The sequence below is a fragment of the Bradyrhizobium zhengyangense genome (assembly GCF_022012555.1).
Taxonomy (GTDB): Bacteria; Pseudomonadota; Alphaproteobacteria; order Rhizobiales; family Xanthobacteraceae; genus Bradyrhizobium; species Bradyrhizobium zhengyangense.
The window spans coordinates 706,121-726,538 of the sequence record NZ_JAKLTZ010000004.1 but is presented as its reverse complement, the minus strand read 5'-3'; the positions used below and the strand labels follow the sequence as shown (position 1 = coordinate 726,538).

General features: G+C 62.8%; 22 protein-coding genes. 18 read left to right on the top strand and 4 right to left on the bottom strand.

Translation table 11 applies throughout. The features are described 5' to 3' along the window. Positions 1–97 precede the first annotated feature (97 nt). On the top strand, positions 98–700 hold the full coding sequence (locus L6639_RS18975) for a hypothetical protein (RefSeq protein ID WP_006022629.1): 603 nt from the start codon (positions 98–100) through the stop codon (positions 698–700). Between the two features lie 95 nt (positions 701–795). Here the strand turns inward: L6639_RS18975 and L6639_RS18970 are convergent, their stop codons facing one another. Together L6639_RS18970 and ligD are read right to left on the bottom strand one after the other, a co-directional pair. Further along, positions 796–999 (bottom strand): hypothetical protein, encoded by a 204-nt coding sequence (locus tag L6639_RS18970; protein WP_006022628.1) that lies wholly within the window; start codon positions 997–999, stop codon positions 796–798. 353 nt (positions 1,000–1,352) lie between these two features. Then, a complete protein-coding gene (ligD, locus tag L6639_RS18965; protein ID WP_006022626.1) occupies positions 1,353–2,273 on the bottom strand; it encodes a non-homologous end-joining DNA ligase in 921 nt (306 codons plus the stop codon). A 104-nt stretch (positions 2,274–2,377) separates the two neighbouring features. Here ligD and L6639_RS18960 point away from each other — a divergent pair, with 104 nt between their 5' ends. Next, a complete protein-coding gene (locus L6639_RS18960; RefSeq protein ID WP_006022625.1) occupies positions 2,378–2,566 on the top strand; it encodes a DUF3606 domain-containing protein in 189 nt (62 codons plus the stop codon). A gap of 25 nt (positions 2,567–2,591) precedes the next feature. On the opposite strand, the gene L6639_RS18955 is transcribed toward L6639_RS18960, so the two are convergent. Continuing rightward, positions 2,592–2,870 (bottom strand): hypothetical protein, encoded by a 279-nt coding sequence (locus L6639_RS18955; protein ID WP_006022624.1) that lies wholly within the window; start codon positions 2,868–2,870, stop codon positions 2,592–2,594. Between the two features lie 571 nt (positions 2,871–3,441). Between L6639_RS18955 and L6639_RS18950 the strand changes: the two genes are divergently transcribed. The 8 genes from L6639_RS18950 to L6639_RS18915 all read left to right on the top strand — a co-directional run bounded on the left by L6639_RS18950 (position 3,442) and on the right by L6639_RS18915 (position 14,934). Beyond that, positions 3,442–4,404: an ArdC family protein gene (locus L6639_RS18950; RefSeq protein ID WP_024337240.1), complete on the top strand. Its 963-nt coding sequence runs from the start codon at positions 3,442–3,444 to the stop codon at positions 4,402–4,404. A gap of 97 nt (positions 4,405–4,501) precedes the next feature. Then, a complete protein-coding gene (locus tag L6639_RS18945; RefSeq protein ID WP_006018709.1) occupies positions 4,502–6,616 on the top strand; it encodes a ParB/RepB/Spo0J family partition protein in 2,115 nt (704 codons plus the stop codon). Between the two features lie 186 nt (positions 6,617–6,802). Continuing rightward, on the top strand, positions 6,803–11,122 hold the full coding sequence (locus L6639_RS18940) for a bifunctional class I SAM-dependent methyltransferase/DEAD/DEAH box helicase (protein ID WP_006018710.1): 4,320 nt from the start codon (positions 6,803–6,805) through the stop codon (positions 11,120–11,122). Next, the gene (locus L6639_RS18935) at positions 11,122–12,183 is read left to right on the top strand and encodes a DUF7146 domain-containing protein (protein WP_006018711.1); all 1,062 of its coding nucleotides are present in this window, start codon (positions 11,122–11,124) and stop codon (positions 12,181–12,183) included. Before L6639_RS18940 ends, L6639_RS18935 begins: the two co-directional genes overlap by 1 nt. 339 nt (positions 12,184–12,522) lie before the next feature. Continuing rightward, positions 12,523–13,446, top strand: a complete 924-nt coding sequence (locus L6639_RS18930; protein WP_006018712.1) for a DUF2493 domain-containing protein — start codon at positions 12,523–12,525, stop codon at positions 13,444–13,446. A 140-nt stretch (positions 13,447–13,586) separates the two neighbouring features. After that, a complete protein-coding gene (locus L6639_RS18925) occupies positions 13,587–14,036 on the top strand; it encodes a hypothetical protein (protein WP_006018713.1) in 450 nt (149 codons plus the stop codon). Positions 14,037–14,128: 92 nt separating this feature from the next. After that, a complete protein-coding gene (locus tag L6639_RS18920) occupies positions 14,129–14,425 on the top strand; it encodes a hypothetical protein (protein WP_080654815.1) in 297 nt (98 codons plus the stop codon). Between the two features lie 188 nt (positions 14,426–14,613). Further along, positions 14,614–14,934, top strand: coding sequence for a DUF736 domain-containing protein (locus L6639_RS18915; protein WP_006018714.1), 321 nt, complete (start codon positions 14,614–14,616; stop codon positions 14,932–14,934). Positions 14,935–15,035: 101 nt separating this feature from the next. On the opposite strand, the gene L6639_RS18910 is transcribed toward L6639_RS18915, so the two are convergent. Continuing rightward, positions 15,036–15,284, bottom strand: a complete 249-nt coding sequence (locus tag L6639_RS18910) for a helix-turn-helix domain-containing protein (RefSeq protein WP_024337241.1) — start codon at positions 15,282–15,284, stop codon at positions 15,036–15,038. Positions 15,285–15,430: 146 nt separating this feature from the next. Between L6639_RS18910 and L6639_RS18905 the strand changes: the two genes are divergently transcribed. The 8 genes from L6639_RS18905 (at position 15,431) to L6639_RS18870 (ending at position 20,056) form a co-directional block, all read left to right on the top strand. After that, the gene (locus tag L6639_RS18905; protein ID WP_006018715.1) at positions 15,431–15,703 is read left to right on the top strand and encodes a hypothetical protein; all 273 of its coding nucleotides are present in this window, start codon (positions 15,431–15,433) and stop codon (positions 15,701–15,703) included. A 165-nt stretch (positions 15,704–15,868) separates the two neighbouring features. Further along, the gene (locus L6639_RS18900; protein WP_006018716.1) at positions 15,869–16,063 is read left to right on the top strand and encodes a transcriptional regulator domain-containing protein; all 195 of its coding nucleotides are present in this window, start codon (positions 15,869–15,871) and stop codon (positions 16,061–16,063) included. A 136-nt stretch (positions 16,064–16,199) separates the two neighbouring features. After that, complete coding sequence (locus L6639_RS18895) at positions 16,200–16,640, top strand: DUF2285 domain-containing protein (protein ID WP_024337242.1); 441 nt, start codon at positions 16,200–16,202, stop codon at positions 16,638–16,640. A gap of 134 nt (positions 16,641–16,774) precedes the next feature. Then, on the top strand, positions 16,775–17,056 hold the full coding sequence (locus L6639_RS18890) for a helix-turn-helix transcriptional regulator (protein WP_006018718.1): 282 nt from the start codon (positions 16,775–16,777) through the stop codon (positions 17,054–17,056). Between the two features lie 22 nt (positions 17,057–17,078). After that, positions 17,079–17,960, top strand: coding sequence for a replication initiator protein A (locus L6639_RS18885; protein WP_006018719.1), 882 nt, complete (start codon positions 17,079–17,081; stop codon positions 17,958–17,960). Positions 17,961–18,249: 289 nt separating this feature from the next. After that, entirely contained in the window at positions 18,250–18,714 is a 465-nt protein-coding gene (locus L6639_RS18880; RefSeq protein ID WP_006018720.1) for a DUF2840 domain-containing protein, read from the top strand. Next, on the top strand, positions 18,711–19,223 hold the full coding sequence (locus tag L6639_RS18875) for a S26 family signal peptidase (RefSeq protein ID WP_006018721.1): 513 nt from the start codon (positions 18,711–18,713) through the stop codon (positions 19,221–19,223). The genes L6639_RS18880 and L6639_RS18875 overlap by 4 nt, the downstream gene beginning before the upstream one ends. A 2-nt stretch (positions 19,224–19,225) precedes the next feature. Continuing rightward, a complete protein-coding gene (locus tag L6639_RS18870; protein ID WP_006018722.1) occupies positions 19,226–20,056 on the top strand; it encodes a lytic transglycosylase domain-containing protein in 831 nt (276 codons plus the stop codon). Positions 20,057–20,418: the final 362 nt, after the last annotated feature.

The window sequence follows — 20,418 nt, the reverse complement described above, 5'->3', positions numbered from 1 at the left end:
GTCCTTCAAGGATTGGGGAACGCTTCGGGGCCGCGTCGTGTTCCGCAGGCATGGTGGCGTGCGAGACGTTGACGATCGACGAGGGCGGATCAGACCGATGGCCAGAAAACTGAAGACCTATCAGACCTCGCTGGGCTTCTTCGATCTGGCGATCGCCGCTCCCTCCATGAAAGCGGCCCTCGAAGCCTGGGGCGCTGACAGCAATCTCTTCCACCAGGGCGCGGCGAAGGAAAGCGACGATCCGGACGTCATCGAGGCGACTATGGCTGCGCCGGGCATCGTTCTGAAGAGACCCGTCGGCTCCAACGGGCCATTCAGGGAGCATGCCGAGCTACCTACCGACCTTGCCAGCGGCAGCTCAAAGAAGACAGGCCGCCGTCAACCGCGGAAGCCTTCTAAGCGGGCCCACGACGATGCGGCCGACCGGAAGGCTGCACTTGCTTTAGAGAAGGAGCAGATGCAACGGGAGCGCGAACGTGCCAAGGAGGAGGCCGTCCGGCAGAAGGAGCGTGAGCGACGGCAGCACGCCGTCGACAAGGCGCAAAGTGCCTTGGACGCGGCCCGTCGCAAGCACGAAGAAAAGGCCGCTGACATTCAACAACAGCTCGAAGTTCTTGAGGAAAGCGCGCGGGACGAGGAAGCGCGTTGGGAAAAGGAGAAGGCCCGGTTGGAAGTCGCGTTACGACGCGCGCGAGGCTAGGTCTCAAAGTGCGACCATCTCGTGTCTTAGCGTTGACGCCTGATTTGCCGCCGAGACCGGAAATTGCCAGACTCTAAACTGCCAAGTCGCGAGCCTTAGCAGTTGCGCTCTTCCCGCAAGATGCGCTCCAGATCATCCTCGAAGATATTTTGCGTTGCTTCAAAGAGAGCCAGGAGCTTCAGAGCTTCTGCGATGTTTGCGCCACCCTTGCGGACCATCCGTTGCTGCCTTTCGACGATCTGACGTCCTTTGGCAACATGGTGACGGGCAAGGATGACACGTTCGGAATAATGAGACATTGGTGGCTCCTGCTGCAGGCGGGAGCGCGATTGGTCTCTCAGTCACCGGTGCCCGCGGGCAGAGTGCCTTTGCCGGTGATGACCAGATCATACTCCGTTTCGCGAATTCGGACACTGTCCAATTCAAGCAGGTCAATCTTGAATGGTGGGTCTCGAGCGGGCGCGCTCAGACTGGGCGCTCGCTGGTAACTATCGGTCGGAAACCGCCCGCCCTGCGGCCTCATTGACCTTTGCGCGGTCCCGCCTGTCCTCCGGAGACAGCTCCATAACCGCTCGATGGAGCTCCGCAGGGATCGTCAGCGGACTATCGAGCGGCTTTTCCGCCCACTCCCAGAAGCGGTCAAAGGCATCCATTACAGATCCTCCCGAAGCCCCCTGAAGAAGGGATGACGGACTTTTCCCTCCGCTGATTTTGCACGGTACTCTATCTCGGCCAGCAGCTTGGGCTCGACCCAGATTCCTTTGTGCGCAATCCGCTTTGCATAAGGCTGCGTCTTGCGGATCAGCGGCTTCAGACGCTTCTGAAGGTCGGCGGCTGATGCCTTGTCGAATCCATGGTCCACCTTCCCGGCGTATATTAGATCGTCGCCCTTACGCCGGCCGACGTAGATGCCGTCCCACTTCGTTCCATCGAGCGCGAAACCCGCAATAGTCAGGGTCTCACGCTGCACGCAGGTCTTCTTGACCCAGTCATTCGTGCGTCCGGCCGGATAGGCGCCGTCCCGGACCTTCGAGACGACACCTTCGAGGCCAAGCTTGCAGGCGTGCGCAAACATCTCGCGGCCGTCTATCGCGAAGCTTTCGCTGAACTGGATGTCGGTGCCGGTCAGGATCTTCTTGAGTTCGGCCTTGCGCTGAAAAAGCGGTAGCTTCCGGATATCTCGGCCGTTCAGATAGAGCAGATCGAACGCCACGAGCACGATGCTCCTCGACTTACCCTTGAGCTCGTTCTGCAGGACCGAGAAGTCGGTCGTGCCATCGGCAGCTGGCACCACGATCTCGCCGTCCACCACCGCAGAGTTCGCCTTGATCCGCCAGGCGTCATGAGCGACCTTCTTGAAGCGGTGCGTCCAATCGTGGCCGCGCCGGGTGGAGATCTTCGCCGTCTCGTTGGCCAGATGGACCTGAACACGGTAGCCGTCGAACTTGATTTCGTGGATCCAGCGCTCTCCCGACGGCACTTTCTCTGTCGAGGATGCCAGGGCCGGTTCGATGAAGGCGGGGAAAGGCGCCTTGACGCCGATAGCCGCCGGCTTGTTACGCTGAAACGCCACTGAAGAACTCCACGCTACAGCCGATTCAAATTGGCACAGTTCGAATCGTTCCGGAACCTGCGAATCCCTGTCGCGTTGCTTCGATGTCCCAACAGGAGGCACCGATGGCGGCAGCGAAGAAGAGCAAAACGGCGCGCGGACGAAAGCAGGACCGGGCGCGGGTGGCAGGCGGGCAGGACTACGAAGTGCAGTACGAGGCGAAGAAGACCGGAAAGTCGGCGCCGGCGGTGAAAAAGGCCGTCAAAAAGGTCGGCAACGCGCGCAAGCGGGTGGAGAAACGGCTAGGCCGCTGAGTAGCAGACGGGTCGGCGTCGGTGCTTAGCGCGGGTCCTCCTCGTCAGGGGGGCATTCTGGGCAGGTATCGCCAATCGAGTCGAGCACGTCGTGAAGCGCGGCCTCCGCGGCTTGACGGGAGACGTCTGCTGGCGGGTCTCGACGGGCAATATCGAAGGCTCGCTCTCGTGCATGCGGATCGGCGCGGTCCTGCATCCAACCATGCTCTTCGCATTCGCGGATGGCGCCCGCTTCCTGGAGCACGTGGATCGCCCAACCCTGCAGTGTCCGTATCGCCGGCCTTCGCTCACTGGTCATCAGCATTGAATAACTCCGAATACACGAATCTAGTGGTCCGCCGTTTGTTCCGGCTGCTAACACAAGGCTGGGATTCTCAGTCAGCAGAGGACAAGGTTTTCGCCCGTTCTGAGACCACTGTGAAATTGCCAGGCTGTTCTCGCAGGATTGCCAGCATCACTTTCGCTCAAGTCTTTTAGTGGTTGTGCGCGTGCGGCCAGGGCCGCACCGGGCTCTCGTGAACCGAGCCGCGCCGCGTCTCGGCCTGCGGCTTCGATCCCTCGCGCCAGAGCTTTGGTGCTCCTCGCCGGGGGCACTCGGAAAAGGGGCTCGCCTGCGGCGATCGTTATCACTGCCCCGTTCCCGGGTGCCCTTTTAACCGGTCTCGTCGCTGCACTCGGTCCCGCGTGCCGCCTTCGGCGTCGCTATGCTCACGCTCCTGCGGGTGCCATTTCTCTTGGGGCGATGCGCCCCTGGCGCACGCCGGATCAGGCCTGCGGCCTAAGGCAAGAAGCTGAGAGTAAGAGTGCAGGCTGGTTTTCCGTGACGGGTTACAATCTGCGAGAGAGGCTCGCGGTGCCCGTCGCGGAGACCCGCGATGTCAAACCCTAATGCTTGCGCGCGCGCCGGCCAGGACCGGGCGAACCTCTACAACGAAATCACCGACAAGATCATCGCCGAGCTTGAGGCCGGACGCGTCCCCTGGGTTCAGCCCTGGGGTACTGCCGCGGCGAAAGCGCCGCTGGCCATGCCGAAAAATGCGTCGACCAACCGGCAATACAGTGGTGTGAACATCCTCATCCTCTGGGGAGTCGTGATCGAACGCGGATTTACCGGTCAAAGTTGGCTCACTTTCCGCCAGGCACTCTCTCTTGGCGGCCACGTTCGCAAGGGAGAGCGCGGGACTACCGTCGTCTACGCGGATCGTTTCGTGCCGAATGATGAAAAGCGCCGCGCCGCCGAGACCGGCGAAGACGCGCAGGCGATCCCGTTCCTCAAGCGATTTACCGTTTTCAACACCGATCAGTGCGAGCAACTGCCCGACGACATTGCCACCGCTGCGCCGCCGCCGCCGGCCGGCCTCATCGAACCGACGGTCGATGCCCTGATCACGGCCAGCGGAATTCCATTTCGGATCGGTGGAGATCGCGCATTCTATGCAACAGCCGAAGACTATGTTCAGGTCCCGCCGCCGCAGGCCTATTTCGAACCCATCAACTGGCACCGTACGGCCTTGCATGAACTCGGTCATGCGACTGGGCACCCGTCGCGTCTCAATCGCGACCAGAGCGGATCCTACGGTACCAAGAAATATGCCTTCGAAGAGCTGGTCGCCGAATTGAGTTCCGCGTTCAGCTGCGCGTCGCTAGGGATCGTCCCCACCGTGCGCCATGCCGACTATATCGGCTCCTGGCTCGAAGTCCTGCGTGAAGACAATCGCGCCATCGTGCGGGCCGCCTCGCAGGCGAGCAAGGCCGCGGACTATTTGCTCGGTTTCGTTCCCGGGTCCATTGAGCCCGCATCGCTGGATTCGGCTGTCGCCGATCACGAGACGGCGTGATGCCTGGCCTCGCGCGAGAGTGAGAGGAGGGGAGGCTGTTCGCGACGGGTTGGAAGCCGAGAGAGAGTCTCACGGCCACCCGTCGTGGAGAGCCAAAATGACGAAAGCCGTACAAAAGATCACGCTGTCCCCTTCTCGGGACATTCCCTTCAACAAGCTCGTGCTCGGCCAGTCGAACGTTCGCCGCGTCAAGGCCGGTGTCTCGATCGAGCAGCTAGCCGAGAGCATCGCGCAGCGTACGCTTCTGCAAGGTCTGAGTGTCCGGGCCGTCGTCGATGCAGATGGCAACGAGACCGGCATGTTCGAGGTGCCAGCGGGCGGCAGGCGCTATCGCGCTCTCGAGCTCCTGGTAAAACAGAAGCGGATGTCAAAGACGCAGGCGGTGCCGTGCGTTGTGCGTGAAGGGGGCATCGCCGAGGACGATTCGGTGGCGGAGAACGATGAGCGGGTCGGCCTGCATCCGCTTGATCAGTTTAGGGCCTTCCAGACACTCCGCGATCTCGGCATGAGCGAGGAAGACATTGCCGCGCGTCATTTCGTGAACCCTGCAATCGTCAAGCAGCGCCTGCGCCTGGCGTCGGTCTCGCCAAAGCTGCATGAGGTCTATGCCGAAGACGGCATGACCCTCGAGCAGCTCATGGCGTTCTCGGTCACGGCCGATCACGCCCGCCAGGAGCAAGTCTGGGAGAATGTCAGCCGCTCCGGTTATGACGAGCCATACCAGATCCGCCGGCTGCTCACGGAGAACACCGTGCGCGGTTCCGATCCCCGGGCCCAATTTGTGGGCCTCGATGCCTATCAGAGCGCGGGTGGCGGCGTTCTGCGGGATCTGTTCGAGCACGACGACGGCGGCTGGCTTCAGGACGTCGTCTTGCTCGACCGCCTCGTAACCGAGAAGCTCAAGGCCGAAGCTGAGACGATTGCTGCCGAAGGCTGGAAGTGGATCTCGGTCGCCGTAGATTTCCCCTACGGTCACACTCAAGGCCTACGACAAATCGAAGGCAAGCCCGTCGATCTCTCGCCTGAGGAGCAGGCCACCATCGATGCGCTGAACGCCGAGCAAGCCAAGCTGGAAGTCGACTACCGGGATGCCGACGAGTTGCCCGACGAGGTCGATCAGCGTCTCGGCGAAATCGAGTCGGCCCTGGCTGCATTCGAAGACCGGCCGATGCTTTACGAACCGGCGGAGATCGCCCGAGCTGGTGTCTTCATCAGCATCGACTCCGAAGGACGCCTCGCCGTGGACCGGGGTTACGTCCGGCCGGAGGACGAGGTGCCGGCAACTGATCCTGATGTCGGGCAGGGCGCCGATGCGTCGTCGACCGAAGGTCTTGAAGTGGGCCCTTCCGTCCAGCGCACGGTCATCGCGGTCGCAGGCGGCGCTGCTGATGCCGAGGAGGATGATGAGGACGCGACCAAACCTTTGCCGGATCGTCTCATCATCGAGTTGACGGCGCATCGTACACTGACATTGCGTGATGCGTTGGCGGGAAATCCAGCGGTCGCGTTCCAGGCAGTTCTGCATAACTTCGTGCTGACGGCCTTTTACCGGTTCGCATCGTCCGGGAGCTGTCTTGAGATCAGCCTTCGCACGCCGAACTTTCCCGCCCAAGCTCCGGGGCTGAGGGAAAGCGTCTCGGCCAAAGCAGTCGAGGCGCGACATGAGGTCTGGAAGGCACGGTTGCCAAAGAGCGAGAACGATCTCTGGGATGCGCTGACGGCTCTCGATGGTGGTGCACAGGCGTCGCTGTTCGCCCACTGTGCGTCGTTTGCGGTCAACGCCGTCCATGAGCCAGCCAATCGCTACAATCAGGGTCGCGTCTCCGCCCATGGCGTTCGCACGCGTCTCGACCAGGCCGATGTGCTGGCGCGCGCGGTCGGGCTCGACATGGTGCAGGCCGGCTGGCGACCGACCGTCGACAACTATCTCGGCCGGGTTACCAAGCCGCGTATTCTGGATGCCGTGCGGCAGGCCAAGGGCGAGTCGTCGGCGCAACTGATCGACCATCTGAAGAAGGCCGACATGGCCAAGGAGGCTGAACGACTTCTGGATGGCTCGGGTTGGTTGCCGGAGCCGTTGCGTCTCCTCGATCCCGATGCGGCGTCAGAGCAGGAGAGCGAGGCGGGCCGGCTGCCCGAATTCCTCGCCGACGAGGAGGATCAGGAGACCGCCGCCGACGAAGATCCGCAACATCTCGACGCGGCTGAGTGATCATCACAGAGCGGGGCGGCTTTGGCCGTCCCGCGGTTGCTTGGGGACCGGTGTGTAGCGCTGGTCCCCATTCTTATTGGGAACGGCGGAGAGTGAGAGTCGGGCCGGGAAGGGTTTGAGCCGTCGGGGGCAAAGGAGAGCGCCTGATGGTTCGACCCATTCCTGCTCTCCGAAAGAATTCCTGCCATGACCGAATCTCTTGCCGGCGGCATCGCCACGCCGCTCTCCATGCGTGCCGCTGCAAATCTCACCTCTGCCGCTGTCAGGGCCGCGCGACAGGTCCTGACCGAGCTCGAACGCGGCCGTCGCATCGATGCCGCTGTTCTGCGTAGCGCCATGGAGTCTGCCTTTGGCGCCTCGGACACGGCCGGCGTTTGGAATTGGAAGACCGCCTATGACGTCTGCGAGGCGGCAGCCGTTCTGTTCCTTCGCAAGTTCGGCCCCGCGATGCGTGCCAAGGCTGGGTCGACGGCAGCAATGCTGCCGATGCTCACGAAGATCGCTAGCTGTCTGCCGACCCACACGCGGCGTTCCGAGGACAGCCAGGCGCTTCAGCAATTCTCGACGCCGATCCCGCTTGGGCTGGCCGCATGCGCCGCGGCTGGCATTACGCCGGCCGATCGCGTTCTTGAGCCTTCTGCTGGGACCGGTTTGCTCGCCGTCTTTGCCGAGCTCGCCGGCGGCGTTCTGGTCTTGAACGAGTTGGCCGAGGCCCGCGCGGCGCTGCTCGATCATCTCTTCGCAGGCGTTAAGGTCTCGCGGTTCGATGCTGCACAGATCGACGACCACCTCGACGCGAGTGTCGTGCCGAGCGTCGTTCTGATGAACCCGCCGTTCTCGGCATTGACGAACGTAGACCGACGGATGACGGATGCGGCTCTCCGTCACATCGCTTCAGCGCTCGCGCGTCTTGGCGACGGTGGACGCCTTGTCGCCATCACTGGCGCCAGCTTCGCACCGGATAACCCGGCATGGCGAGAAGCCTTTGTGCGGCTCCAGGAACGCGGGCAGGTAGCGTTTTCTGCGGCGATCGACGGCGCCATCTACGCGAAGCACGGAACACAAATCGACACACGGCTGCTTGTGATCGACAAGCTGCCCGCTGCCGATCCGACGGCTTTTCCGGCTTCGCCAGGCATGGCGGCCGACGTCGCTACCTTGCTCGACTGGGTGAACCAGCATGTGCCTCCAAGGCTGCCCGTCGCCATATCACCGGAGATCGTCGCTATCGAGCGGCCGGCTATGTCGCGATCGCTGGGCGCCGTTGCACCACGCTCATCGTCTTCTTCGAGAGACGCCGCGCCAGAAGGCGTCGAACTTACATACGAAACGGTCGAATGGTCGCCGCCGGAAGGCACCCGGCTCACCGATGCCCTTTACGAGGAATACGGATTGCAATCGATCCGTATTCCCGGATCGTGCGCACACCCGACCAAGCTCGTGCAGTCCGCGGCGATGGCGTCCGTTGCGTCACCGAAACCATCCTATCGTCCGCACCTGCCTTCGAGTCTGGTGGCAGATGGAGTTCTGTCGGACGCCCAACTTGAGAGCGTCATCTATGCCGGCGAGGCGCATTCTGAGTTTCTCGTGGGCTCCTGGACGGTCGATGCGACCTTTGATGTTATCGCCGCCGCGCGCGATGACGCAGAGAATGCCGTCCGCTTTCGCCGCGGCTGGTTCTTGGGCGATGGCACCGGCGCGGGCAAGGGCCGGCAGGTCGCCGGGATTCTGCTCGACAACTGGCTCAAGGGCCGCCGACGTGCCGTCTGGGTCAGCAAATCCGACAAGCTGATCGAGGACGCGCAGCGCGATTGGTCCGCGCTCGGGATGGAGCGCCTGCTCGTTACGCCCTTGTCCCGGTTTCGCCAGGGCACCCGGATCCGGCTTGCGGAAGGCGTCCTATTTACCACCTACGCCACGCTACGGACCGACGAGCGTGGCGAGAAGCTTTCGCGCGTCAGGCAGATCGTCGAATGGTTGGGCTCGGACTTCGACGGAGTGATCGTCTTCGACGAGAGCCACGCCATGCAGAATGCGATCGGGGGCAAGGGCGAGCGTGGTGACCAAGCGGCCTCTCAGCAGGGGCGCGCGGGCTTGAGGCTCCAGCACGCGCTGCCGAATGCCCGCGTGGTCTATGTGTCGGCGACGGGCGCAACCACGGTCCACAATCTCGCTTATGCCCAACGCCTCGGCCTTTGGGGCGGCGCCGACTTTCCGTTCGCCACCCGTGCCGAGTTCGTCGAAGCGATCGAGGAGGGTGGGGTCGCGGCCATGGAGGTGCTGGCGCGCGACCTCAAGGCGCTCGGCCTCTACGCAGCCCGCTCGCTCTCTTACGAGGGCGTCGAGTACGAGCTTGTTGAGCACCAACTGACGCCGGAGCAGGTCCGCATTTACGACGCCTATGCCGGTGCGTTCAGCGTCATCCATAATAACCTGGACGCGGCGATGCGGGCCGCCAACATCACCGGCGCAACGGGAACGCTGAACGGGCAGGCCAAATCTGCGGCACGCTCCGCCTTCGAAAGCGCGAAGCAGCGCTTCTTCGGTCACCTCCTGACCTCGATGAAGACCCCGTCACTGATCCGTGCGATCGAGAACGATCTTGAGGCTGGGCACGCCGCGGTCATCCAGATCGTGTCGACGGGCGAAGCGCTGATGGAGCGCCGGCTCGCGGAGATTCCAACTGAAGAATGGGGCGACGTCCAGGTCGACATCACCCCGCGCGAGTATGTCCTCGACTACCTCGCCCACTCCTTCCCGGTCCAGCTCTACGAACCCTTCACCGACTCGGAAGGTAACCTCTGCTCCCGGCCTGTCTATCGCGACGGCCAGCCGGTCGAGAGCCGGGAAGCCGTCGCACGCCGTGACCGCCTCATCGAGAAGCTTGCCTCGCTGCCGCCGGTACCTGGGGCACTGGATCAGGTCATCCAGCGCTTCGGCACCGAACTGGTCGCCGAGGTGACGGGCCGCTCGCGCCGCGTCATCCGCAAGGGCGACCGGCTGGTGGTCGAAAACCGCGCAGGCTCGGCCAATCTCGCCGAGACCTCGGCCTTCATGGATGACGTCAAGCGCATCCTCGTGTTCTCCGACGCCGGCGGCACGGGGCGGAGTTACCATGCCGAACTGTCGGCGCGGAATCGCCGGTTGCGCGTCCATTACCTGCTCGAGCCCGGCTGGAAGGCCGACGCCGCGATCCAAGGCCTTGGCCGCACCAACCGGACCAACCAGGCGCAGCCGCCGCTGTTTCGTCCGATTGCGACAGACGTGAAGGCCGAGAAGCGCTTTCTCAGCACCATTGCCCGCCGGCTCGATACGTTGGGAGCCATTACGCGCGGCCAACGTCAGACCGGAGGACAGGGCCTGTTCCGGCCCGAGGACAATCTCGAAAGCCAGTATGGACGTGATGCGTTGCGTCAGCTCTACACGCTGCTCGCGCGAGGCAAGGTCGACGGTTGCTCGCTTGGGAGGTTCGAGGATGCAACCGGTCTGAAGCTCATGGATGCCAATGGGCTCAGGAATGACCTGCCGCCGATCACGACCTTTCTGAACAGGTTATTGGCGCTCACCATCGACCTCCAGAATGTGCTGTTCACCGCCTTCGAGCAGCTCTTGACCGCTCGGATCGAAGGCGCGGTTGCATCCGGCACCTACGACGTCGGGTTGGAAACACTCCGTGCCGAGAGCCTTGTCGTCACCGACCGGCGGACGATCTATGACCAGCGGGGGACCGGCGCCGAGACCCGGCTGCTCACTGTCACACAGCGCCAGCGCAATCATCCGGTGAGTCTGGATGACGCTCTTGCTCGTCTTTCCGATCGTCAGGCCGTCCTGCTGGTCAATGAGCGCTCGGGACGAGCCGCCGTGCAGGTCCCCGCGGCGAGCGTCATGCTCGATGACGGCGAGATCGAGCGGCGCGTCCGTCTGATCCGGCCGATGGATCAGCACACGGTCCCCTTGAGCATGATGGCGGAGAGCCACTGGATCGAAGCGGACCGTGGGCGCTTCGCTGCGGCCTGGGTGGCGGAGCTTGCCGAGGTGCCCCAGTTCACGGAAAGCACGATCCACGTTGTGGCGGGCTTGCTGCTCCCTATCTGGAAGCGGCTGCCGAACGAATCAACCCGCGTCTATCGGCTCCAGACCGATGCGGGCGAACGCATCATCGGACGCAAGTTTTCGGCCACATGGGTCGCAAACGTCCTTTCGAGGGACGCGCCCGCGCTGACGCCGGACGCTGCCTTTGCCGCGCTGATGGAGGGACGCACCGTCCTCGACCTCGCGGAGGAACTCCAACTTCGCCGCGTCCGGGTGATGGGCGCCTATCGCATCGAGCTGTCCGGATTCAACGACACGATACGCGATCGCCTCCGTGCTTACGGCCTCTTTGGGGAGATCATCTCCTGGAAGCTGCGCATGTTCGTACCCACGGACGCGAGCGGCATCGAGGTCCTGTCCAGGGTGCTCGACACCTATCCGGTTACGGGCGTCAGTGAGCGGGAGGCCGCGTGATGGCCGGCGATGCTTCCGAACTGGCACGCCGCCTCTCGTGCGAGGCTGAGGCGGTGTGCCGACACTATCTCTCTAATGGCAGGCGGGCGGGGCGGTACTGGCTGGTCGGCGACGTCTACAATACGCCGGGCCGCTCGTTGTTCGTGCGGCTGCACGAATCACCGAAGGGACCCGCTGGGAAATGGACCGACGCCGCGACCGGAGAACATGGTGATCTCCTCGACATCATCCGCGAAAGTCTGGCCTTGCGAGACTTTCGCGAGGTCGCCGAGGAGGCGAGGCGCTTTCTGAAGCTGCCTCGTTCCGAGGAGCAATCACTCCCGAGGCCCGTTCGTCCAGTCGCGCCGGCCGGATCGCAGGAAGCCGCTCGTCGGCTCTTTGCGATATCCAACCCGATTGAAGGGACATTAGCCGAGGCGTACTTGCAGCGTCGCGGAATTAGTTGCATCAACCATGGTGGCAGCTTGCGCTTCCATCCTCGTTGCTACTATCGACCGGATGAGCATTCGTCGACCGAAACCTGGCCGGCGATGATAGCCTGTGTCACCGACCTCGATGGACGGATCACCGGCGTGCACCGCACCTGGCTAGATCCACACGGTTTTGATCGCGTGCGGCTCGGCAAGGCTCCGATCGACACACCACGACGCGCCATGGGTGACCTGCTCGGCAACGCCGTTCGCTTCGGCGTGGTCGATGATGTGCTCGCTGCCGGCGAGGGAATCGAGACCATGCTGTCACTGCGTTACGCACTGCCGGCCCTGCCCATGGCGGCCGCGCTTTCGGCTAATCATCTCGCAGCGATGATGCTGCCATCTGGCCTGCGTCGGCTCTATATCGCCCGCGATGACGATGCTGCCGGAGATACCGTACAGGCGATTCTCACGCAGCGCGCGGTAGAGGCCGGCGTTGAAGCGATTCCGCTGTCGCCTCGGGTGGGCGATTTCAACGAAGATCTGCACATCTTTGGCCTCGAAGCCCTCCGCGCATCGTTGCGGCTTCAGCTCGTACCAGAGGACGTCGTCCGTTTGCTGCATTCGTCGTTGGCAACCGCGGAATAGCCCCGGCAATTCGATGGGCATCGACAGGTCGGTCGCGGTGCGGCCACTGCCGGGAGAGCACGCGACCACGGCCTTCTAGAGGGCGATCGGACGGCAAGCGGCTCGGACCGGCAATGGCTGCGTCCGGCTATTTTCCGCCGCGCGCCGGCGACGAGAAGACACATTAGCCATCTGGCGAGCGCGCTTTGCATCGCGAAGCAAAATAGCCCGGCCTCCGCCATCCTCCGCTGCGCTTCGGCCCTCCGCTCTGCTCCGGGTTCTGGCCCGTTCCGCCTGCCGTCTGAGTGATCGCCACGAAGGCCGCGATGGTCGCGGCCGATCCGGCAAAGGATCGCCTCCATGACCGACCACGATGACATCGAACCACCGCACGACGCATCTCCGACCGAACACGTTCTTGCCGAATTGCAGCTCTTCGGTTACCGCCCCTTCGACGACCAGCCCGATCCACGGCCGCTTCCCGACGGCAGGATCATTACCGGTGCCGTCGTCGATATCTTCGATGCCCTGGTCGCGACGTTGAGCGACACGCGGCTCGAGCCGGACCTCGACGATCTGCTCTGGTCGACCGTCAACCTGTTCCACCGAGCCGTCGACCGCATCGGTCGCCAACTCGACGACAACGAACAGGCGCAACGGAAGAGTCAGCGCGAGCAGGACGGTTCCGAAGTTCGATCCGTCGAACTCGAACGCATCACGGCGGAAGGCACCACGTTGATCGAGCGACGCAACTGCCTGGAGCTCTTCCGTGACCAAGCCATCGAACGCTTCGAGACTCACACCGGCACATTATGGCGCCCCCGATCGGGATCGCTGGTGAACCACCGCACCCTGACCGCGGCGATGATCGACTCCCGCGACTTCATCGCAGCCAAGCGCCGCGCCGAGACCGAGATCCTGCTGCCCTCAGGGCCAAAGATCGCGCTCACCGGAGGGCTCGACTTCAACGACCACCACCTCATCTGGGATCGTCTCGACAAGGTTCATGCCAAGCATCCCGACATGGTCCTGCTGCATGGCGGCTCCCCGAGGGGGGCCGAACTGATCGCCTCGAAATGGGCGAGCAACCGCAAAGTGGCCCAGATCGCCTTCAAGCCCGACTGGACGAGGCACGCCAAGGCAGCACCGTTCAAGCGCAACGATGCCATGCTCGAACTCCTGCCGATCGGCGTCATGCACTTCCCGGGCACGGGCATCCAGGACAACCTCGCCGACAAGGCGAAACGGCTCGGCATCCCGGTCTGGATGTTCGGCGGCGCATGAGCGCCGTCTGCTCAACTGAAGTCTTTGAGGCGAAATTGCTCCCGCCGCAACTCCGCCTCGTTTCAGTCTCATATCCAGAGTTGCGCCGTGGTGGTGGTGGAAGGCGCGACTGGTAGATCTATGCACATGGAGCCACCACCATGCTCGCTATTGGGCTTGTTCTCAACACACTCGGCATCGGTCTGTTCTGCTGGGCGATCATTGCGCTTGCCGTGTATGCCCTGCCGTTTTTTGTCGCACTCATTATCGGGATGATGACGTTTCACAGCGACGCCGGCCTCATTGGCGCCATGCTTATCGCGACGGCCGGCGGTGCGCTGACGCTGGTCCTCGGCCAGGTCGCCTTTGCTGTTACTCGGTCCTCGGCCTTGCGCATCGCGATCGCAACAGCATTCGCTGTTCCCGCCGCCGTCGCCGGCTATCATGTGGTGTTCGCCGTGTCCAATATCGGGGTGCCCTCGCTGGCTTGGCGTGAAGTCTTCGCTTCCTTGGGCGCGGTTTGCGTTGGCGGCACGGCGATGACGCGCTTGGTGGTTTTGGCGAAGACCCGCCCGTTCGAGCCCGATGTGGTGGTGGAGAAACCGTCCTAGCCAATTCTTACGGCCGCATGGCCCCAGGGGCGATCGCTTACCGCTGCCATGTCGAATAGCTTCGTTTCGCGTAGATCGGCGCGGTGAACGGGATGATCGAACTTGAGCGCGGAGATCTCGTCCTGCTCGGAATTCATCGATCAAGCTGCCGACATTCGGTCTGGCCCACGCAGCCGCGGCAGAACGATCTTATCTCGATCCGTTCTTGGGAGACGATACCGCCTTTTGCAGGAGATTGTTTCTCTTTCCCCGCTGAATCGTTCACGCCTCTTGTTCATCAAAACCGAGATAGCCACGCTTCTCCAGATATCGTGGTTCAGCACGCGGACGCACGTGGCCTCGTTGATGGCTTGATCTGGCCGAAGACCGGCTTCGCCTCGATCGTCTGAGCCGCAACGCCGTTGATGCGACTTTCTTCCCCTGGGCTTCGCCCATTCCTCGCGAGGCAAGAAAGTCGCCACAACGACGTCCTCCGCTGCGCTCCGGCCCGAGCGGGTGCGTCGCCGATCGTCCTCGGCCCTAGATCGCCATCGAGGCCGCGGTGGTCGCGGGCTCGAAACACAACAGGAGAAGTGACATGGCTAACATCGGTTCTTTCAAGAAGGTCGGTAACGAATTCCAGGGCGAGATCGTCACCCTGAGCCTGAAGGCCAAGGGCGTCCGCATCGTCGCCGAGACCAACCGCTCCAATGACAACGCCCCCAGCCACCGCATCTATGTGGGCCGGGCGGAGATCGGCGCAGCCTGGTCGAAGCGTTCCGAGGAAGGCCGCGACTACCTCTCGCTCAAGCTCGACGATCCTTCCTTCAACGCGCCGATCTACGCGAACCTGTTCGACGACGAAGGCGGTGAAGGCTACACCCTGCTCTGGTCGCGGCCGCGCAAGACCGGCGAGTAGGCCACTTCATCAAGCCCCGTCCGGTCTGCCGGGCGGGGCTTCCCATCCTTCCAGGCGTCAGTGAGCGCGAACCGGCCGCCGGATCGAGCGGGTCGGCTCAATCACTCGGCCTGCCCCCGAGTCCTTTTCTTGGTGCTTGTGGGCGGGCGAGTGAGCAGGTCGGCGGCCTCGACACCCAGGCTGCGAGCGAGCCGATCGACAACGTCGATACCCGCCGCATAAACGCTTCGCTCGAGTGCGCTGATATAAGTGCGGTCAATTTCAGCACGATGAGCCAATTCCTCCTGTGACAAACCACGGGCCTGCCGGAGCTTCCGCAAATTGATTGCAAGTATCTCGCGTATATCCATACGCGAGAGGGCATGTCCTTGAAGAGTATTTCACCACGGAGTATTTTCGACAAAACGCGATCCGGACGGCTTCCGCGACAATTTTGGCGCTTCTGCTCCTTCCTGCCCGCGTGTTAGAAATTGTCTAAACTAAGGCGTGGAGTCTTATGAGGAAGCCGCCGCTCGACCCAGGCGTCGCCGACGCTGCGCCTGCAGATCAAATTCTCACTGCCTACGATGAGCAGCATGTCGTGACCTACATGCGCCTTCTGCAGGCCGAAAGCCAAGGGGCTGACTGGATGGAAGTCGCTCGAGTGGTGCTGCATATCGATCCGGTGCGGGAGCCGGACCGTGCGCGAAGCGCATATCAGAGTCATCTCGCGCGCGCCAAATGGGTGACCGAGCAGGGACGCCTCTTGCGCGGCACCGGCTCAAAATAGAAGAAAACCGCCGGCCGGCGACTTGCAGGCAGAACTATTTTCTTTTGCTGATCGGTGGTCATTCCGGTGCACCACGTGGTGCCAAACTAGGGGCTTCCTACAACCGCCTCGTTCATACCTATTGCGGCGCAATCGTTGTTAGCAGCGTGCAATGGGGCGGAAGCAATGCCTGAATTCGACTGGCGGTCGCCGGAATCCTACAAGAGCCTACAAGACGCCGAAATCACCGACATCGCCTGGGAATGTCTCCGCCGCAACGCCGGTTACCGGCGTGAGTACGAGGTGATGATTGCCAACAGCCCGAACGGCGAAGTGACTGACGAATTCAGGAGGAGGTGGGGCCTCTGCTTTCGCCCATGACCCGCGGCGGTCGTTCGATGAGCAGACGATCTTTTGGGCGCCTGAGGTTCTAGCGGCGGTCGTTCCGGTCAAGGTTGCCTCGGCCGCCGATCGCAGTTCAGCGCCTCAACCGCTGCTTGACCTTGCAGCAGGCCAGATGCGCCGCGCCGCCGACGGCTGGCACGCCGTGCTGCGCATCGGTGCAGTGGATCACCGTGTCTGGTCCAAGGATCCACCGGTGCTTGGCGCGTCATATGCAGCCGAACTGCCATTTGACGGCGATTTCGGCGCGCGTGCGTATGCAGCCCGCCGGCTGTGGCGCGCGATGAATGGACGCGCACCAGGTCCTGCCTTTCACCAACTATCTAAACAGCGGCGCGAACGCTTGAGCGCCGCGATCCGTGCGCTTGATGCTCGCAGCGCCGGCGGAAGCTATCGCGTTATCGCCGAAGCGCTCTTCGGCAAAAAGCGAATCCCCGACCGTGCCTGGAAGACCCATGATCTGCGCAATCGAACAATCCGCTTGGTGCAAGGCGGCCTTGCGTTGATGCGCGGTGGTTACCGCAAACTTCTGCGGTCCGGGCGCAGGGACGAATAGCCCTTCCGGTTGGGGGGTATCGAAAGCGGCCCCCTCCATATTCGGCATCCCCCTCCGAGATCTTGCTTCTCCATGATGACCGCACACACGCCGGCCTAGCCAGGCGTAGTGCGATGTCCTCCTGGAGTCCTCAAATGCCCGATCCGATGGCCGGTCTACCACCGCGATTCCTGCGTACACCTGAGGCCGCGCGCTATCTTGGCCTGTCCGGTCGCACGCTCGAGAAGCACCGCACGTACGGTACTGGACCGACGTATCGGAAGATCGGCGGACGTGTTGTCTACGCCGTCGATGACCTGAAAGCGTGGGCTGACCGCGGCGCCAAGACGTCGACGTCCGATCCCGGGAAGGGGACGGTACTGCCGGCCAAGAAGCAGCCCGCGCTGCGCCCGTATGCGGGCCAGGAACGTCGCTGATTGCCGCGTGAGAGTAGTGACCATGCGGCGCAAACACCATTCGGAGCGCGACCAGCTTGAGCTCTTTCGGGCGTTGCCCGGCGATCTTGCGCCGCGCGACGCGCAGGATCTGATGGCGTATCCGTTCTTCTCCCTCGCAAAGACTAAGCGGATCGTGCCGATCGACTTCCGTGCCGGTGCGATCGCAATTCGTGTCGAAGCCGTGCCGGAACACGGCATGGCGACGATCTGGGATGCAGACGTTCTGATCTGGGCCGCGTCCCAGATTGTCGAAGCCCGTGATGCCGGCCTGAAGACGTCGCGCCTGATGGCTGCAACGCCGTATGAAATTCTGACGTTCGTCGGCCGCGGCACCGGCGCACGCGACTATGATCGGCTGAAGGCGGGTCTCGACAGACTTCAGTCAACGACCGTGCTGACGTCGATCCGTCAGCCGGCAGAGCGGCGACGGCATCGCTTCTCCTGGATCAACGAGTGGAAAGAGACGGCCGATGCAAATGGCCGCCCATTTGGGATCGAGCTGATCCTGCCGGATTGGTTCTACGCTGGCGTCATCGATGACGCGCTCGTGCTGACGATTGATCGCGCCTATTTCGAGCTGACGGGCGGACTTGAGAGGTGGCTTTATCGTCTTGTGCGCAAGCACGGCGGACGCCAGGACGGCGGCTGGAGTTTTGATCTGGTGCACCTCCATGCCAAGTCCGGCATCCTCTCGCCCCTCAAGCACTTTGCTTACGACGTGCGCCAGATCGTCCAGCGCCAGACATTGCCCGGTTATCAGCTCGTGCTCACGCGCGACCCTGATGGCACCGAGCGACTGAACTTTGCACCCACGCCTGTTGATCCCTTAACGGCCCGCTTGCGCCGGCGCGGTCTCATTCCAAATTCGGAGGACAACCTGTGAATCAGCTCGTGCTATCGGGGACCGCAACCCTCGTGCTATCGGGGACCCGATCCTCGTGCTATCGGGGACCGGAATCGAGCTTAAGAGCTTGTTTCTCCGCGCTTTCCAGCCGCTCTAACTTTACTAACCGGAAATCCTTCGGATTTCTTCTAACGGAGCAGGCCGAAAGCGGCGTCGATGGCGCTCGGCAACGGCAGTCCGACAGGCCAGCCTGCCTTTGCAGGCGATACACACTCTCGACCGAGCCCCAAGCTCACGGCTGCCAGCCCCAGCGTCCGGGAGCCGCCGCATGAGCGATCTCACGGAAGTGGAAGTGTTGTGGCTCGAGAAGCGCATCGAAAACCGCATTCGGTTCGGTCGCATTGTCGGGGAACGGAAGCTTGATCGCCATCGGCGTGTCCTGTCATTCGCGCCAGGCAGCATCTTTGCCTTCGTCCGGTGGACCTCCAACGACTTTGGCACGATCATTTCGCGCATCGACATCTTGCGCGCGGTCGCACTGGGACAGCGCTGCTCGACCGTTCCTTATGTGACGCCCGGCGGTGAGATTCTGCTGCGCCTGTCCGGCTGGCCGAAGGTCGAGCGCGTGCTGCAGATGATCGATGCCGTTGAGGCGCTCGGCGTCGATCCGGCTGATGTCGCTCCCGACCATTGGCATCACGTTCACAACCGTCTGTCCGTTAATGAAAACCCGCGCCCGTATACGAAAGCGCGCCATCAGGCCTGGCTCCATCGCCAAAGGGTGATGCGATGACGGGCCGCCTACCGATGCTGGCCGTGACGATTGGGGTCGCTGCTGCGCTCATCGCGACGATCGTCCTGGAGCCGATTCCGCTATACATCTGGAACGCATCCGCGAGCGTGCCGATCGGTCTCTACCGCCTCCGACCGGCGGACCAATTCCAAGTTACTGAATTGGTCGCCGTGCAGCCGCCGGAGCCGCTCGCGACCTTCCTCGATTTGAACGGCTATTTGCCCATTGGCGTGCCCATGCTGAAGCGCGTGCTCGCCCTTCCGGGGCAGAGTGTTTGCAGAACCGGCCTCACGATTTCGGTCGACGAGGTCGCGGTGGGCGAGGCGAAGGACCGCGACGGACGCGGCCGGCCGCTGCCGAAATGGCAGGGCTGCCGCGTCGTCGGCGACGGCGATCTGTTTCTGATGAACTGGCAGTCGGACGACTCTCTTGATGGCCGGTATTTTGGATTTCTTCCGGCATCCAGCGTGATCGGCCGTGCGATGCCGGTGTGGACGTGGGAGGGGTGATCGTGCGTATTCGACGTGTTCTCCTCGCCATGCCCTTGTTCGATCGATTGCGGGATCATTCCTCCGTCTCGATCGATGTCTGCAAGGCTGGCGCGAGCCCGACCGCGTGCTTGGGTCGGTTGGGCACGCGCGTTTGTGCAGTCGTGCCCGTGATGCTTCTTCTGACCGCGTTCGACGGTGCTGCTTTGGCCCAGAGCGGATCAACCGCCCAGCCGGCGATCAGTCAGACCGCTCACTCATTTGCCGGCTTCATCAATGAAGCCGCACAACGCTTTGCGATTGCGCCGAACTGGATCCGATCAGTCCAACGCATCGAGAGTGCTGGTGACGTGCACGCCAGATCGCCAAAAGGCGCAATGGGCCTGATGCAAATCATGCCAGCGACTTGGGCGGAACTTCGTGTGCGCTACAATCTCGGGAACGACCCCTACGACCCGCACGACAACATTCTGGCCGGTACGGCGTACTTGCGCGAACTGCTCGATCGGTATGGCTCGCCTGGCGTGTTTGCGGCGTACAATGCGGGACCATCTCGCTATGAAGAGCATCTTGCGGGCGGCTCTCTGCCAGACGAGACGCGAGCATACGTCGCAAAGCTTGCAAATCTGCTTGCCGTCGAACTGCCGCCGAGGTGGACGTCCGGCGGACAGTCATCAGCAGCTGCGACGCTATTCGTCACGCGATCCGATCTCATGAAGACGCGTGATCGGTTGTTGGCGCTCATGCCGTCTAGCGGTGTCACGACCGCGTTCTCGGCGCCCGATGTTTCGCCCATGGTCCCCCGGCCAATTGGCATGTTCGTCCCTCGATCGGATTCGGGAGTATCGCGATGACCAGGTGTGCGGGTTCGCAAGCTGATGGTGTATGGGCGATGCCTTCGGCCCGCGCTCTACTCGTCGCTTCGCTCCTCACCGAGCCACCCTTCGGGTGTCTCGGCCCTTCGGGTAACGATCGCTATCGCAAGCGCTCGGAAGCAGTGGGGGCTTCGCGAGTTGGCGGCCAGGTCGCGGTGGCTCTTTCGGGAACCGGCGACCCGGAGACCACGACGGCAGGACGGCGAGATAAAAGGGGCTCGCCGCTCGAACCGCAAGCCATTGACATGGCTTGGGTTCCGGCGTGCCGGTCGGTCGGGGCGCGTGCCGCGCCTTGGATTTTTAAGAATGAGATCAACTACATTTTCGGCACTCTACGCGTT